We start from the raw sequence: 17,369 nt of genomic DNA, 5'->3' as shown, positions 1-17,369 counted from the left end.
ATTGTACTATTTATTGTATCCATACCACAGTGACAAGCCCGTCGGCTCTAGGAGACAAGGAACCCGCCCCTCCGGCGCGTAGAGGAGCCCCGCGGAGCGGTTCGCAGCGAAGCGAGAAAGCCCCACCGGCGCACAGAGGACAGGCTTTTGCTTGATTTTCACAAGCCTTCGGATGTTTCAAATTATCGTTCTTAGGCTTATTTTGAAATTTGAGTGTCCGTAATAGGTCTCTCGGCTAGGCTCGAGACAAGGGGTAAAGAATGAAGCTTGAAAAGCTTCCCACCATAAAACTTAAGATTTTTCAAAAAAACTCTTGACAAGATGAAAATGTTATCATATAATGGACTTGTAATAAATGAAACGTTACAAAAATAAATTCTCATATAGTTTAAGCTAGGATTTTTATTTTGGATAAATTTTGAAACGTTACAAATTATTATTTTAAAAATTTAAGTGCAAGATATATTTTTTTATGATATAATTGAAACGTTTCAATTATTAAATTTTATTCAAGATAAAATAAAGGAGTTATAAGATGGCTACTATGAAGGATGTTGCTAACGAGGCAAAGGTTAGCTTAGGAAGTGTGAGTAATGTTATTAATGGAAGGGAGGTTAAGCCTGAGACTTATAGGAGGGTGATGGATGCTATTGAGAAGCTTAATTATGAAAAAAATGACCTAGCTAGTGGTCTTAAGAATAATAAAACTAATACTATTGGTTTAATTGTTCCTACTATCTGGCACCCGTTTTTTTCGGAGATGGCTTTTCATGTAGAACAAATTTTGCAAAAGAGAGGTTATAAGCTTCTTTTGTGCAATAGCAATGGATGTGAAGATAGTGAAATCCAATATTTGCAGATGCTTAGGAAGAATATGATCGATGGGATAATAGCGATTTCCTATTCTGATATTGAAGTTTATATTAATTCCAACTTACCTTTCGTAAGTATCGACAGAAAGTTTGATAAGAATATTAATTTTGTGGCTAGTCAAAACTACGAGGGTGGCCTTTTAGCTGCTAAAACCTTGGATAGTAAGGGGTGTAAAGAGCTTTTGTATGTGGGAAGTCATAATAAATTTATGAATGCTACCATGGACAGAAGAAGAGGTTTTGAAGATTTTTGTAAGGATAATAAGATATCTTATCACATTATTGATATGCTTGAGCCTTATGAGGGACTTGATGATCAGATTTATGCAATTTTTAAGGAAAATCCTGATATTGATGGAATTTTTACTATTAATGACTTTGTGGGCATGGATGTCATTGGGATTTTAAAAGCGATTGGTAAGGAAGTTTTAGACGATTACCAGCTGATTGGTTTTGATGGAATCAAGCTTAGCGAAGAGAAATCTTATATGGTTTCTACTATTGTCCAAGATGTTGAAAAGATTGCGACAAGGAGTGTGGATATCTTGCTTAAAAATATTGAAGATGAGAATTATTACGCTAATTCTTATGTAGAAGTTAGGTTCGAGGAGGGTGGAACGACTAAATGATTAAACTTATGGAAGGAGGCTTTTATGAAAAAAAATAAAAATATGATTAATGCAGACGATGAAATAGAACTGACTATTTGGCAACGACTTAAAGATCAATATCAGTTATTTTTGCTGCTTTTACCGGCTTTGCTGATTACTTTTATATTTAAATACATACCTATGTATGGAATCTTGATTGCCTTTAAGCAATATAACCCATTGAAGGGGATTTTGGGAAGTCAATGGATTGGCTTTGAACACTTTAGAAATTTCCTAACTTCACCAAACTTTAATGTATTGCTTGTAAATACTTTGAAGCTTTCTATTTATGGACTCTTGTGGGGATTTTTCCCTCCAATTATTTTAGCTTTGATGATAAATCAATTGATGTCTGATAGGATTAAGCAATATGCTCAAACTATCCTCTATACACCTAACTTTATCTCTACTGTTATTATAGTTGGTATGGTGTTTTTGTTCTTCTCAGCTAATGGTCCTATTGTTAGGATTCTTACGAGTATGGGGATTACGCCACCACAATTTCTAACTGATCCAGAGTCTTTTAGGTCCTTGTATATTGCTTCTGGAATTTGGCAGGGCATGGGATGGGCATCTATCCTATATACCAGTGCCTTAATTAGTATTCCACCAGATTTGTATGAGGCTGCTGAACTTGATGGGGCAAATCTATTCCAAAAGATTATAAATATAGAATTACCTGCCTTAAAGCCAATTATGATTGTAAACTTTGTTTTGGCTGTGGGTGGAATCATGGGTATCGGCTATGAAAAGGCTTACTTAATGCAGACTTCTCTTAACCTACCTACTTCAGAGATTATCTCTACCTATGTATATAAGATTGGTTTACAGCAAGGAAATTATTCTTATTCAACAGCTGTAGGGCTTTTTAACTCAGTTATTAACTTGATTTTATTGGCAGTTACTTACTTGTTTGTGAATAAGATTGAAAAGAAGAAGGGGTAAATATGAATGTTAATTCTATGACTAGGGTTGATAAGAATATCAGAAGAATAAATATTATCTGCTTAGTAATCATCTTGCTTTTGATCCTTGTGCCTATGATTTATGTCTTGCTGGCAAGTTTTATGGCACCTGATACCTTGCTTAGCAAGGGAGTTAGTCTTAATCCAGCAGACTGGACTGTAGAAGGCTATAGGAGGGTCTTTAGTGATAAGAGTATCTTAAGGGGATTTTTCAACTCTTTAATCTACTCATTTGGCTTTGCGACCTTAAATGTTGTTGTAACAATGATGGCTGCTTATCCAATGAGCAGGGATGACCTTGTTTTTAAAAAGGGAATTTATGTATTTTTTGTAATAACCATGTTTTTTGGTGGAGGTCTCGTTCCAACCTACTTGCTTGTAAAAAATCTCGGCATGCTTGATACTGTTTGGGCTTTGATCTTGCCAGGATGCTTATCAGTCTTTAACTTGTTTTTGGCTCAGGTTTATATAAAAACTTTGCCAAAAGAGATGATTGAGGCAGCTAAGGTAGATGGAGCAAGTGAGATCCAAGTCTTTACAAAAATTATAGTGCCTTTATCTAAGTCAATTATGTTTGTAATATTCTTATATTCCTTTGTTGGAATGTGGAATAGTTACTTTGATGCAATGATTTATATTAAATCACCAGAATTAGAGCCTTTGCAAATAGTTTTAAGAAAAATTTTGGTTCAAAACCAACCAAACATGAATATGATTGGCCAGCAAACAGCTATGGCTGAACTAAAGAAAATAGCAGAATTAGTTAAGTATTCTACTATCGTTGTTTCCAGTGTACCATTAATAGTTATGTTCCCATTCTTCCAAAAATATTTTGAAAAAGGAATTTCAGTAGGAGCAGTGAAAGGATAAATTATGAATATTAAAAAATGTATTATAGCTTTAACAATACCAGCCTTACTAGTAGGTTGTGGATCTAAAGAATCTAAGACAACAAGTAGTGAAGACTACGGCCTTACAGATGTAAGCCTTCCGCTAAAAGATAAGGTGAGCCTAAAAGGTATCACATCTAGTTCACCTCTAGCACCAGAAGACCCAAATGAAAAACTAATTTATAAGAGATTAGAAGAAGATACAAATGTTCACATAGACTGGACAAATTATAACAGTGACTTTGCAGAAAAGAGAAATCTAGATATAGCTGCAGGTGATTTGCCAGACTTTATTTGGAACTCAGAAGCAAGTGATGCTGACCTAATGACTTGGGCAGATTCAGGTGTAATAGTGCCAGTTGATGAGCTTGTTGAAAAATATATGCCAAATCTAAAGGAAATTTATGATAAATATCCAGAATATAAGGCCATGATGGTAGCTCCTGATGGCAAGATGTATTCCTTCCCATGGATAGAAGAATTAGGTAATGATAAGGAATCAATCCATACTGTAAATGATATTCCATGGATAAATGTAGAATGGCTAAAAAAATTAGGTCTAGAAATGCCTAAAAATCCACAAGAACTTAAAGAAGCCCTCATAGCCTTTAGGGATAAAGATCCAAATGGTAATGGCGAAAAAGATGAGATTCCATTCTCCTTTATAGATGCCGATGGCAATGAAGACTTTAAATTTATCATGGCAGCCTTTGGAGGAGATGGGGACAATGACCAACACCTAGTAGTAGGCAATGATGGAAAGCTAAACTTTACAGCAGATGATGATGAATATAGGGCAGGAATTGAATATATGAATGACCTATATAATGAAGGATTAATAGACCCTGAAGCCTTTGAACATGATTGGAACACCTATATAGCCAAGGGTAAGGATATGAGATATGGTATGTATTTCACCTGGGATAAGGGAAATGTAAGTGGAATGAATGATTCCTACGATGCCATGGATGTAATGGAAGGTCCAGATGGAGTAAAGAGAGTAACAAGGACAAATAACATGGGCTTTTCAAGAGATAGGCTAGTAATTACATCAGCAAACAAAAATCTAGAGCTAACAGCAAAATGGATTGACAAAATGTATGAGCCTCTTCAATCAGTACAAAACAACTGGGGAACCTATGGTGATGAAGACCAACAAAACATCTTCGAAATGTCTAAAAATGATGCAGGAGAGCCAATGCTTAAGCATCTTCCACTAAATGGAACAGCTCCTGGAGAATTAAGACAAAAGACAGAAGTAGGTGGCCCACTTGCAATTCTAGATGAATACTATGATAAATATACAACCATGCCAGATGATGCTAAATGGAGACTAGATATATTAAAAGAAAAATATACTCCTTATGCAGAAAAGGATGAAATTTATCCAAAATTATTTGCAAGCAAAGAGGACCTAGAAAGACTAGCTCAAATTGAAGCAGATCTTAAACCATACATCCAAAGAAGTCGTGCAGAGTTTATCCAAAATGGAATAACAGATGAAAGCTGGAATGCTTATAAGGAAGAATTAAAACGACTTGGCCTAGAAGAATGGCTAGAAATCAAACAAAGAAACTTCGACGATTACAAGAAAAAGTAGGGGTAATAATGGAATTTAACTTGAAAAACGCAAATGAATTTATAGAAAAGAATAAAGAGTCCATTAATAAAAAGTTTTTCCCAAAAATAAATTACGCCGCACCTATAGGTTGGATTAATGATCCAAATGGGGTCAGTGTAAAAGATGAATATTATCATTTATTCTACCAACACTATCCTTATGATGCTTGCCACGGCCCTATGCATTGGGGTCATGCAAGGACTAAGGATGGACTAGTATGGGAAAACCTACCAGTAGCCCTAGCCCCTGATATGGCCTATGACAAAAATGGAGTATTTTCCGGATCTGCAATCTTTGTAGAAGATGAGCTCTACCTAATGTATACAGGCCACCTTACAGAAACTGACCACGGTCAGGTAAGACAAAATCAAAATATAGCTAAGTCAAAAGATTATATAAACTTTGAAAAATATGCCAATAATCCTGTTCTTGATGAAAAAGATCTGCCAGCTAATATCTCAAAAGAAGACTTCAGAGACCCTAAAGTCTTCAAGAAAGATGACAAGTATTATGCAGTGATAGGAACAAAGACAGATGATAAAATAGGTACAGTTCTCCTTTATGAATCAGAAGATATGCTAGCTTGGACCTATAAGTCTATACTCATATCAGATGAAGCCTATCTAGGGGATATGGCAGAATGCCCAGACCTTTTACTCTTTGAAGATAATAAGGCGGTCCTCTTAGTAAGTGCCATGAATTACAATTACCAAGGCAAAAAACATCCACATAAGACGATGTTAATAGAAGGAAGGATGGATTGGGATAATTACAAATTCCTGGCAGAATCTACTAGAGAGATGGACTTTGGCTTTGACTATTATGCTCCTCAAAGTGCCAAGGAAGATGGTGACTACTTTGCCATAGCTTGGAACCAAGCCTGGGGCTCAAGCCTAATACCAGGAGAAGAAGGCCATAAATGGATGGGACAGATGACAATTCCTCAATTAATTTTTGAAGAAGATGGCAAGATAAAAAGAACCATCCACCCAAAAGCCCTAGCAAAAAAGACCCTAGTTAAAAAAGAAAAAATAAGCGAAGGGCCAATTAGCTTAGAAAATGGCAATTTCATAGAGTTTGAAACAAAGCAAAGAGGGCTTTTAAAATTAAGCCTTGCAAATGATAAAGAAGCCTTTGATTTTAACTTTGACTTAGCAAATAATAAGGCAAGTTTTGATAGGTCAAAGATGGCCTATAAGATAAAGACAGAACATGGTTTTGATATCAATAAAAAATCCTTTGATCTAGACTTTAATGATGAGAACAAATTTAAAATCATAGTGGATAGGTCATCAATTCAAGTATATATCAATGATGATTATTCCATATCTAATACCTATTATTCTGATAGTGAATTGGATAGGATAATAATAGAAGAAAAAGATTTGCTTGACGAGATAAGAATTTATGACCTGCTGGGAGAGAATAAATGTATGGAGCAATAGAAGCTGGCGGCACAAAGATGATTTGTGCCGTAAGTGATGAAAATTTTAATATTATAGAAAAAATTCAATTTCCTACCACACTTCCTGAAGAAAATATCAAAGAAATGATAGACTTCTTTGGCAAATATGATAAGGCTTTAAAAGCTATAGGCCTTGGAACTTTTGGTCCAGTAGATATAAATCCAGAATCTAAGACCTATGGTTACATCTTAAACACTCCAAAAAAAGGATGGCAAAACTTTGATTTTGTAGGTTCCTTAGAAAAGGGACTTGGTATAGATGTATATCTTACAACAGATGTCAATGCAGCAGCCTATGGTGAACTAAAAGAAGGTGCAGGCAAGGGACAAAATTCTCTAGCCTATTACACCTTTGGTACAGGAGTAGGCGGAGGAGTTATACAAAATAAGGACTTTATAGGAGGAAGGGGCCACCAAGAACTTGGACACATGATTGTAAATAAGCATCCAGATGATAAGTTTGAAGGAATATGTTATGCTCATGGGACATGCCTTGAAGGTCTTGCATCTGGTCCATCCATCGAAAAGAGATTTGGAATCCCAGGCAAGGACCTACCTATAGAAGATAAGTTTTGGGATATAGAAGCCTACTATATAGGTCAATGCGTTTATAATACAGTCCTAGCCTTTAACCCAGACGTGATAGTCCTAGGTGGTGGTGTTATTCAAAAAGAAGGCCTAATAGAAAAGGTTAGAGATAATTATAAAAAACTAATGAATGACTATATCTCAGTTGAAAATGTAGATAAATACATCGTGAAACCTGATAGAAATGGCGAGTCTGCAATAATCGGAGCACTCCTCCTGGCAAGAGATAAGGCAAGAGAAAAGGTTGGATAATTATGGTAGATATAAAATTAGAAAATGTTTATAAAAAATACGACAAGGCGACTGATTATTCTGTAAAAGACTTTAATCTAGACATAAAAGATGGGGAATTTATAGTCTTTGTAGGTCCATCAGGATGTGGTAAGTCTACAACACTTAGGATGATTGCAGGACTTGAGCATATTACAAAGGGAAAATTATATATAGATGGCAAGCTTATGAATATGGTTCCTTCAAAGGACCGTGGAATTGCAATGGTATTTCAATCCTACGCCCTCTACCCACACAAGAATGTCTATGACAATATGGCCTTTGGTTTAAAGCTAAGAAAATATAAAAAAGATGAGATAGACAAGAAAGTAAGGGGAGCAAGTGCAGTCCTAGGTCTTGATGAATATTTAGACAGGAAACCTGCAGACCTATCTGGTGGTCAAAGACAAAGGGTGGCCCTAGGTCGTGCTATAGTAAGGGATGCCAAGGTATTTTTAATGGATGAACCCCTATCAAACCTTGATGCAAAACTTCGTATGCAAATGAGGGCTGAAATATCAAAGCTCCATGACCAATTAGATGCCACAACAATATATGTAACCCACGATCAGACAGAAGCCATGACCATGGCTGACAGGATAGTCATAATGAATGAAGGACTCATCCAGCAAATTGGAAGCCCAATAGAACTTTATGATGACCCGGCCAATACCTTTGTGGCAAGCTTTATAGGATCACCTGCTATGAACTTGGTAGAAGCAAGGCTTGAAGATGGCTATTTAAGAAAAGGCGAAGACTTAGCCATAAAGATTCCAGAAAATCAATATCAAAAACTAAAAGACCTTGGTTATGATGGAAAAGAATTGATATTTGGAATTAGGCCAGAAGATATAAGCACAGAAGTTGACTATGGTAATAAGTACCACGCTGATATGAAATTATCAGAACTTTTAGGCTCTGACACAATCTTTTATGCAAGCATAGGAGATGAGGAATTCATCATAAAAGGCGATAAGGAATCCTATACTAAGGATAGCTTTATAAATATCAGTTTTAATGCTGAGAAAATAAAATATTTTGATAAGGAAGACGGACATTCTTTGATTAGACACCTAGTAGAAGAATAAAAATATATGTATCCCTCCCGAAATCCCCTAAGATTTATTATTGATTCAAGGGGATTTTTTTTATTTAGATAACTTTATAGTATTTGAGTGTACGTAATAGATATGACAACTTTGTTTACGATAAGGGGTAAAGAAGAAAGCTCGTAAAAGCTTCCAAACTCCCTTGCTTCGAGCCTAGTCGAGAAGCTTAAAGATTTTGTAGGGGGTTAAAAGATACTTAAGGCAGGCTTTTGCTTTATTTTCAAATTATTAAAATTCTAACGGTTTAGATAGCCTTATCCCATTTAAATCCATGCCTGTGGCTGGTATTAGGATGTAGGATTTGCCGTCTATTTTTTCTTCTTTGATTGTTGTGATTTCATCTTCTGGGATGGTGATTTTTATGCCTGTATCTGAGACTAGCTTGTAGTCCTTGGCTAGGATGTTATCTACTATCAGCTTGGTGTCTTCTTCTATTTCGACTTCCTTGCCGCCTAGGGATTCTAGGATTTCTTTGATTTCCTCTTTTTCGAGTGTTGGGATTATCTCGCTTTCCTTGGCCTCTTCAGACATTTCTTTGAGCTTGTCATTGAGGATTACCAGGTTTTTGATGGTTTTCTTATCTTCTAGGGATTCTTCGACTAGGATTTTGTAATAGTCTTGTTGGTAGTCTACCTTGCTTGGCATAGTACAGGCCAGGATTTCTTCTTCGAAGGCCTCGTCTCTTTTGCTGTTGTTTTTGACATAGTAGAGGCATTCGTAGATGTGGGCCTGCCTATCTGTGAAGGATGGGTAAAGCAGGCCAAAGTCTGGGGCCTTGACTGTAGACTTGTTTTCGCTTTCGGAAAATTTCCTTTCTTCTTGGTCATAGATTAGCTTAGCTTTTGGATTTGCTGTCGGGCAGATGGCTAGGATGAAGAAGGAATATGTCTCTTCGCTATCGCCTGAATAAGATCCGTCTTGGGCCTTTTCTATTACATCATAGACTCCGTGGCCTAGGATTATGGCGTAGTTGCCATCTGTCTGATAGGTCCCTCTTATTTTTTCTACGAGTTTATTTATATCTGTCTCTTCGTTATTTTTTGAGATTTGGTAGAAGAGTTCTTGCTGGGAATTTGTCTCGTATTTGCCAGTAAATTCTAGGTTTAGGAGATTTTTCTCGAGATTGCCCGAGAGAGCTTTCTTGAATATTTCATCATAAAGGTCTTTTTCTCTGACTGTTAAAAGCCCATAGGCGAAGGCATCTTCAAAGATTATCTCGCCTTCTGCATTGATATAGTAAGTATAGATGGTATCAAGCCTTGATTGGTCAGGCCTGATTATTTTTTTGATTTCGTTTATTTCTTTTTTCTGCATGTTTCACCTCAGGATTAATTATACTATTTCTAGTCCGATCTGATCAGCTGGAATAAGAAAAATCGCCCCAGAATTTAATTTAGGGGCGATTTTTCTATCTTGGTGATATTTTGTAATTTATGCCATTTACAAGGCTTACCTCATAAGGACTATCGCTGAAGTAGCCTTCTAGAAAGGCTAGACGGTGGGTGTGGTAGGTGGATTGTTCTTCTTTTAGGTTAAGATTTCCTTCTTGGATTTGGAAAGATTCGTGGTGATCGTGGCCGTGGCCTTCCTCACATGTCGCTTCTTTTGATTTTTCCATGTCTATTTCCTCATCGTATTTAGAGTGGAGGTTGTTATTTGTAATTAGATAGAGGCTTTCTCCATCTACCATGGCTGCTAGGCCCTGATCGCATGGCATCCCATCTAGGAGATAGGTGTTTAGGGCTTTAAATACTTGTTCAAAGCTTGAAAAGTCTTTGTCCTTGCCACACTCCTGTCCTAATTTGTATAATTTTTCATCAGGGTCTTTGGTTAATTTTATGGCTTTGTCTAGCCTTGTTTCGACTATATCTATTTTTTCTTGCAAATATCCGTGGATATTTTCTTGATCTAGAATTTCTTCTAGAGGCTTTGTTGAAACTGGATCTGGTTTTATATCTTGAATATGACCATCCATTAGGTATTCTGTAATTTTATCTTGGAATTTTATTTTTTCATACATCATATAATGGATGGGTCCGAGTGTTTTTGACATATTTTCTCCTTTGATTTTTCTTTGCTTTTATATTATAAGTTTGAATCTATAAAGATTCAAGCGGAATTTATTTTTTGAGTGAGTTAACAAACTAATATACTTAAGACAAATTTTTGACAATTTAAAAAATATAAGCTATAATATGGATATAAAGAATACGATTTCACTTGAAATCACAGGAGGAATACATGAAAAATAAGTTTAAGTCACTCATGGCTTTATCTTTAGCTGTAGTTCTTACAGCTTGTGGTGGAGCTAAAGAAGCGGACAAGGGAGCAGATACTAAAGAAGCTGCTAATACCGATGCTGCTACAAAGTTAACAGTTCAAGCTGAAGAAGGTTGGGTAGATTATTACAAAGCTGCAGCAGAACGTGTTAAAAAACAATTCCCTAATGCAGATATCGAGATTAAAACAGTTGGTTCTTTTGACAACTTAGATATTATCGATTCTACAGATGCTACAAATGAAGACGTTGCTGATCTTTTTGCAATTCCTGCAGATAGACTTTACGGTTTACATGGTAATGACGTACTTGGCGCAATTGATTCTAAAAAACTTGCTGAAGAAATCGGTGGTTGGGATGACTTTGATAAGGGATTAGGTGGAAACTTCAATATAGATGGTGAATATTTTGCTTTCCCATTCAATATAGAAACACTTATCACTTATGTAAACTCAGCAAATGCTAAAGAAAAGAACGTAGACCTATCTAAACCTATCGAAATTGAAGATGTTGCAGATGAATCTACAGTTTTATTCCCATTATTTGATGCTTGGTACGGCGTTGCTGCTACTAACTCTTCAAATATCGAACTTCTTGGCAAAAAAGAAGACGGAACACTTTACTCAGACTTTACTAAAGAATGGGATGAGCTTGAACCAGAAAAACAAGCTACAGTTAAGGCACTTTTCGATTATTGGAAAAAACACAACGAAGCTGGCACACAATTATTTGATGCTGATGCAGGTTGGGGTTATATAGATGATACATTCAAACCAGGCAACGGCGGTGTTGCTAGACTTGGTGGACCATGGGATGCAGCTGCTATAGGCGAACAAGCAGGTGAAGGCAACCTAGAAATTCATCCAATCGGTCAACTAACATTGGCAGGCAAACCACTAACACACTGGCAAGGTGGTTGGGGACTTGCAATGAACGCTAGAATAGAAGAAGATGCTGACAAGGTAGCTCTTGCAGAAGCTATGATCAAAGAAATTGTTAACCCAGAATTTGCAGCAGACCTATACAAGGCTTCAGGTAAGATTCTTGAAAACGTACCAGTAGAAAAATATAAAGAAATGGATCTTTCAGATACAGACAAGAACATCATTGAAGCTACAATCGCTTCTTACAAAGAAGCTCCAGCTAGACCACTATTCAAAGAGTGGGGCGATGTTTGGGATACCTACAAAAACGCAATCCTATCTTGGAACTCTGTAAAACCAGCAGACGAAAAGGCAGCATATGCAGAAATAAAAGCTTCATTTGATTCAATGATGGCTAACTTTAACAAATAATTAAATTAAATAGAGGGTGATCCTTAGGGATTGCCCTTTATTCAAGTATTATGGATATAGCAAAAAAAAGAGAAAGATTTCTCTACCAGATACTGATAATATCAGCTCTTTTGATCCTAAACTTCTCGCTTGAGACAATGATGATGGCAAAAGACCCAGATATTTACAGTACAATCGCAAAAGTAAAGCAGGAGCTTACTTATGGAGATTACCTCAATGCACTGATATTTAACTTATTTATAAAGGTAATCAATCCAATAGTAATATCCCTATACACCTTTTTTACTATTAAAAAATACGGCATAAATATGTTTTATAAGATATTTTTTGGAGGAATGACTTTAATTGGAATAATTAATCACCTCCTACAATTCTCATTTGGCTCAGTATTTTATTATATAGGCCTAATACTCGATATAGCCCTATTAATAGTAATCACAAGGCAAGAAAGGTAAAAGAATATGACTTATGAAAAAAACCTTTATGATAGGAGGGGCCAGACTTATCCAAGAAAGAATCAATATATAATTGATCAAATCGAAGGCAATAATAAGTACTCAAAGGCTGACCACCCTTATAATAAAAAAGTTAAGGAATATAAAGAAGAGAAGAAAAAACTCTTAGATCAAGCTATCAAAGAAGCAGTCAAAGATAATAGTTCTCATGGGGAGAAATACCTAAATCAACTTCATCAAAAAAGTCAGATTGCTAGTAAGATGAAAGACTTCTATGAGGCAAATAAGGAACTTTCTTATGACTCTCTTCTTGATTATAAATTAAATGAACTAGACCTTACGGCTATTCCAGAGATAATCAAACACGATTCATACCTAAAGGACCAACTAGCAAATGCTAACGAAAGATTAGCAAACCTAACCGATGATAGGATCAAAGCTGAATCTAAACTAATCGAAGAAGATAGAGCTACCCTTAAGGAAAAATATGACAAAGACCTAAAAGATTTAGAAAAATCTTTCAAAGAAGGTCTGATCTCAAAGAAAGCCTACAAGGCAACCAAAGAACAATTAAAACAAAAATTCAAAGACCAAAATCTAAAAATTGACTACAGAAATCCAGAAAAATCTATCAAAGAAGAAATAGATTCTCTAAAGTACAAGATTAAACAAGATTACAAGCACTCAATGAAGATTTTGGAAGAAGATAGGTCTGACATCAGACGTAGGACACCAGTCGAAGTAGAAAACCAAAGTGCAATCAAATCCATATTATCAGCACCTATTCCAGGGCTTGGCCAATTGTTAAACGGCCAATGGCAAAAGGCAATAATGTTTTTCCTTGGAGCTTTATTTATCTATCTAATAGCCCTACCATATGCCCTAGGCTTCGGTAACTACCAAGGTCAAGGTATAGCAGGTCTAGTATCCCTAGCCCAAGGCGGCAAGAGACTAGATAGGTCAATCATCTTTATGATTGAGGGTGTACTTGCTATAGTATTTGTAGTACTTGCTATGGCAATATACGTATTTTCTTTTAAAGATGCCCACAAGACAGAAAAAGACCAGCTTAAGGGTATCAGACCAAACTCATTTTTTGAAACAAAGAAGATGATGAGAACAGATGGCTTCCCATATTTGATTTCAACACCAGCCCTACTAGTAATAATATTTATAGTAATGGTGCCAATTATCACAGCCATCCTAATTTCCTTTACCAACATGGACCCACAACACCAAAACAAATTTGAATGGATAGGACTAAACAACTACCTAACCATAGCAAAGGGTCAAGGTATTGCAGGTAAGGCCTTCTGGCATATCTTTGCTTGGACAATAATTTGGACCTTAGGTGCATCAACCCTAGCAATAGTTCTAGGCTTTGTCTTTGCTCTAATGGTAAATAACGAAAGAATCAAGGCTAAGAAGGTATTTAGAACAGTTTACCTATTGCCATGGGCAATACCAGCCTTCATCACAATCATGTTCTTCTCAATCATGACAAGCCGTGGTGGTGTAATAACAGAGGCGATAAACTCGGTCTTTAATGTAAGCTTAGATATCAAAAATAACACAGTTCAAACTAGAACTGCCCTCATACTCCTCCAAGGATGGTTGGGTCATTCCTACATCTTCCTACTCACAACAGGAGTATTACAAGCCATTCCAAAAGACCTCTACGAAGCTGCAAGTATAGATGGAGCAACAGGTTGGCAAGCAACAGCCAAGATTACAATTCCACTTGTACTCTTCCAAATAGCGCCAATGCTAATCAACCAATATACATTTAACTTCAACAACTTCTCAATAATTTACCTATTTAACGGCGGTGGACCTTTCAATCCACAGGTTTATGGTAACTTAGCGGGATCAAGTGATATTTTGATTTCATACATTTATAACTTAACTATGAATAGTCAGTACCAAGCTATAGGTGCTGCCATAACTGTATTTATTTCAATCTTACTTATAGTTATTTCCTTCATAGGTTACATGAAATCATCAGCCTTTAAGGAGTATTAATATGGCAAAGAAAAATAAAAACAAAGACCTATATTTATCTGACCTCCAGCCCTTATCAGCTGCAGGTAAGCTAGCCTTAGGTATATCATATTTAGTCTTATTTATATGGGCGGCCATCATTCTTGTACCCCTTGCCATAATGGTAATTTCATCATTTAACGGCAACCAAGGCCAATATATATCTATGACTAGTAAGTTCGTATTCTCACTTGACAACTTTAAGTTTTTATTCCAAAAAACTCAATTTGTCAGATGGGTAGTAAATACACTAAAGATAGCAACAGCAACAACAGCCCTAACCCTAATCTTTGTATCCTTTACAGGCTATGCCTACTCAAGATTCAGATTTAAGGGTAAGAAGGCATCATTAATCACAATAATGCTTGTACAAATAATCCCAGCCTTTGCAGGAATTACCGCTTTCTATGCTATCCACACAATCATATCAGGTATAGTACCAGTATTTTCCCGCTCAATGATGCTGATATTAATTTATTCAGGTGGAGCAATAGCAGGTAACACCTTTATCCTAAAGGGCTACCTAGACTCAATATCCCCTGAGCTAGACGAGGCAGCAAGGATAGATGGTTGTTCAAACTTCCAGGTCTATAGGCTAATAATCATGCCGCTTGCAAGACCAATGCTTGCAATCATAGCCCTCCAATGTTTCATAGGACCATTCCTAGATTACATGATGCCAAAGATACTTCTAACAAATCCAGCTGACTACACCTTGGCAACAGGCTTATTTACACTAATAAGCGATATGAGAAACATGAATCAGCCAGCCTTCGCAGCAGGTGGATTCTTATCAGCCATACCAGTCATGCTCTTATTCTTGTTCTTACAAGATGAGCTAGTAGGTGGATTGTCATCAGGTGCAGTTAAGGGATAGGAGAGAAAAATGCGCGTAACATTAGATAATTTAGGAAAAAAATACGAAGGTAGAGATAAATTTACCATCAGAAATATAAATCTTGAAATAGACGATAAGGACTTTTGTGTAATCCTAGGTCCTTCAGGTTGTGGTAAATCAACCTTAATCAGAATGATAGCAGGACTAAACTCAATAACAGAAGGAACCCTATCATTCAACGATAAGATAATGAACACAGTAGAGCCAAAAGATAGGGACATAGCCATGGTATTCCAATCTTATGCTCTTTACCCACACATGACAGTGTATGATAACATGGCCTTCTCATTAAAAATGAAAAATGAGAGAAAAGAAGTAATCGACAAGAGAGTCCAAGAAGCTGCAGAAATCCTACAGCTAAAAGACTACCTCTACTCAAGACCAAGTGATATCTCAGGTGGTCAAAGACAAAGGGTAGCCCTAGGCCGTGCTATAGTAAGGAAACCATCAGTATTCCTAATGGATGAGCCCCTATCAAACCTAGATGCCAAACTAAGAGAGCACATGAGGGTAGAAATAGTAAGAATCCATAACCAACTAGATACAACCAGTGTCTACGTAACCCACGACCAAACAGAAGCCATGACCATGGCCACAAAGATTGTCCTTCTAGATAAGGGAATCATCCAACAAGTAGGAGCCCCAGTAGAATTCTACGAAAGACCACAAAACCTCTTCGTAGCAGGCTTCATCGGATCTCCAACCATGAACATCATAGAAGGAAAAGTAGAAAATGGAATGTTCGTAAATAACTCTGGCCAAATGAAAATAAAAGCCAACGAAAAAGATGCAGCAGTCCTTAAAAACTACGAAGGCAAAAAAGTCTACCTCGGAATCAGAAGCGAGAGATTTATAGCAGAAGATAGAGACTACAACACAGTAGAATCCAACATCGAAGTAATAGAAATGCTAGGAAAAGAACAAATAATCTATTCAAAGATGGCAGATGGCACAGACCTAGTAATAAGCCAACCAGGCCATTTAGAATACAACATAGGCGATAATACCAAATTTGCCCTAGATCCAGAAGCCCTACACTTCTTCGATGGAGAAACAACAGAAAGAATAAACTAAAGCTACTACCGGGACCAAAATCCCGGTAATAGTTTAAATTGAAGCAGGACTATTTAACTTGAAACTTACAAGCTAAAAGATAAAATGAATAAAAGTAAGTAAAAGGGGAGGAAATATGAAAAAATCAAAGAAAATAATGATGACCATGGCCTTAGGCCTATCACTTGGAGCCCTAGGATTTGGAGTAAGTGCAAATTTGGATACTAATACAGCCTATGCAGAAGAAAATCAAGTAGACTTATGGTTTAGACTTCTAAGAAAAGTAGGCGATAATAAAAATTATGGAATAGGGTATAGTGCAACCTATGTCTATATCAATGGTGTACCACAAGTACTTCATGGTGCTAAGGGAACAGGTCCACTAAAATGTAATAGAGGCGAAAGAGTAACCTTCAAACTAAAAGAAACAGACGAACCAGGAGCGCCTTTTGTAGCAGAAGGTGAATTTGATGTACCTCTAAAAGGATATAAAGATGGCGATGGAATAGAAATCAAGATGAGAGAACTAGACCAAAGTTCATCAAAAACCGAAAACAAAACATCAGAAGTAAGCAAACAAGCAATAGCAAACTTAAAAGCAGCTATACACAAAGCAGAAGTAACAAGGAGCTCTTGCCAATTTCTAATTAGAACAGCACCAGATACTATAAAACCAGTAAGAGCTATACTAGACGAATTAATGGCAAAACAAGTAAAATTAATAAAACAAGCTGAGGCTATGTTGGCTAAATATGATAAATAATTAATTTTTGAAAGAAGGTTTTAGGGGGCATCCCCCTAAAACCCTCTTTTTTTATACAATATAAAATATTTGCTTTATTATCAGAATTAATAATATTATGTAGTATTTTTCTTCGTAATTTTATCTTTTAATAAATTATATTTATATACTATTGAAT

General features: G+C 36.3%; 15 protein-coding genes. 13 read left to right on the top strand and 2 right to left on the bottom strand.

Features of this window, described 5'->3' with window-relative positions:
• Positions 1 to 535 precede the first annotated feature (535 nt).
• From ACCQ42_RS09650 to ACCQ42_RS09620, 7 genes are read left to right on the top strand one after another with little or no spacing between them, the layout of a single operon-like run.
• Positions 536 to 1,501, top strand: a complete 966-nt coding sequence (locus tag ACCQ42_RS09650) for a LacI family DNA-binding transcriptional regulator (RefSeq protein WP_410036015.1) — start codon at positions 536 to 538, stop codon at positions 1,499 to 1,501.
• Positions 1,502 to 1,525: 24 nt separating this feature from the next.
• Positions 1,526 to 2,467 (top strand): ABC transporter permease, encoded by a 942-nt coding sequence (locus ACCQ42_RS09645; protein ID WP_265237017.1) that lies wholly within the window; start codon positions 1,526 to 1,528, stop codon positions 2,465 to 2,467.
• A 2-nt stretch (positions 2,468 to 2,469) separates the two neighbouring features.
• The gene (locus ACCQ42_RS09640) at positions 2,470 to 3,357 is read left to right on the top strand and encodes a carbohydrate ABC transporter permease (protein WP_106461390.1); all 888 of its coding nucleotides are present in this window, start codon (positions 2,470 to 2,472) and stop codon (positions 3,355 to 3,357) included.
• Positions 3,358 to 3,360: 3 nt separating this feature from the next.
• Entirely contained in the window at positions 3,361 to 4,977 is a 1,617-nt protein-coding gene (locus ACCQ42_RS09635; protein WP_106461391.1) for a type 2 periplasmic-binding domain-containing protein, read from the top strand.
• An 8-nt stretch (positions 4,978 to 4,985) separates the two neighbouring features.
• Positions 4,986 to 6,443 (top strand): glycoside hydrolase family 32 protein, encoded by a 1,458-nt coding sequence (locus ACCQ42_RS09630; protein WP_158698403.1) that lies wholly within the window; start codon positions 4,986 to 4,988, stop codon positions 6,441 to 6,443.
• Entirely contained in the window at positions 6,428 to 7,303 is an 876-nt protein-coding gene (locus ACCQ42_RS09625; protein ID WP_106461393.1) for an ROK family protein, read from the top strand. The genes ACCQ42_RS09630 and ACCQ42_RS09625 overlap by 16 nt, the downstream gene beginning before the upstream one ends.
• A gap of 2 nt (positions 7,304 to 7,305) precedes the next feature.
• Positions 7,306 to 8,409, top strand: coding sequence for an ABC transporter ATP-binding protein (locus tag ACCQ42_RS09620; protein ID WP_106461394.1), 1,104 nt, complete (start codon positions 7,306 to 7,308; stop codon positions 8,407 to 8,409).
• Positions 8,410 to 8,658: 249 nt separating this feature from the next.
• Here the strand turns inward: ACCQ42_RS09620 and ACCQ42_RS09615 are convergent, their stop codons facing one another.
• Positions 8,659 to 9,744 (bottom strand): DUF4317 family protein, encoded by a 1,086-nt coding sequence (locus ACCQ42_RS09615; protein ID WP_410036014.1) that lies wholly within the window; start codon positions 9,742 to 9,744, stop codon positions 8,659 to 8,661.
• Positions 9,745 to 9,838: 94 nt separating this feature from the next.
• Complete coding sequence (locus ACCQ42_RS09610) at positions 9,839 to 10,483, bottom strand: hypothetical protein (protein ID WP_410036013.1); 645 nt, start codon at positions 10,481 to 10,483, stop codon at positions 9,839 to 9,841.
• Positions 10,484 to 10,671: 188 nt separating this feature from the next.
• Between ACCQ42_RS09610 and ACCQ42_RS09605 the strand changes: the two genes are divergently transcribed.
• From ACCQ42_RS09605 to ACCQ42_RS09580, 6 genes are all read left to right on the top strand, one after another.
• Complete coding sequence (locus ACCQ42_RS09605; protein WP_106461397.1) at positions 10,672 to 12,003, top strand: sugar ABC transporter substrate-binding protein; 1,332 nt, start codon at positions 10,672 to 10,674, stop codon at positions 12,001 to 12,003.
• A gap of 50 nt (positions 12,004 to 12,053) precedes the next feature.
• Positions 12,054 to 12,458, top strand: coding sequence for a hypothetical protein (locus ACCQ42_RS09600; RefSeq protein ID WP_106461398.1), 405 nt, complete (start codon positions 12,054 to 12,056; stop codon positions 12,456 to 12,458).
• A gap of 6 nt (positions 12,459 to 12,464) precedes the next feature.
• Entirely contained in the window at positions 12,465 to 14,480 is a 2,016-nt protein-coding gene (locus tag ACCQ42_RS09595; protein WP_410036012.1) for an ABC transporter permease subunit, read from the top strand.
• Between the two features lies 1 nt (position 14,481).
• Positions 14,482 to 15,375: a sugar ABC transporter permease gene (locus tag ACCQ42_RS09590; RefSeq protein ID WP_106461400.1), complete on the top strand. Its 894-nt coding sequence runs from the start codon at positions 14,482 to 14,484 to the stop codon at positions 15,373 to 15,375.
• A gap of 9 nt (positions 15,376 to 15,384) precedes the next feature.
• The gene (locus ACCQ42_RS09585) at positions 15,385 to 16,470 is read left to right on the top strand and encodes an ABC transporter ATP-binding protein (RefSeq protein ID WP_106461401.1); all 1,086 of its coding nucleotides are present in this window, start codon (positions 15,385 to 15,387) and stop codon (positions 16,468 to 16,470) included.
• Between the two features lie 115 nt (positions 16,471 to 16,585).
• On the top strand, positions 16,586 to 17,212 hold the full coding sequence (locus ACCQ42_RS09580) for a hypothetical protein (RefSeq protein WP_410036011.1): 627 nt from the start codon (positions 16,586 to 16,588) through the stop codon (positions 17,210 to 17,212).
• The last annotated feature ends 157 nt before the right edge of the window (positions 17,213 to 17,369 follow it).

It is taken from the genome of Anaerococcus kampingae (assembly GCF_046365475.1).
Lineage (GTDB): Bacteria > Bacillota > Clostridia > Tissierellales > Peptoniphilaceae > Anaerococcus > Anaerococcus kampingae.
This window is presented reverse-complemented; position numbering and strand designations above follow the sequence as displayed.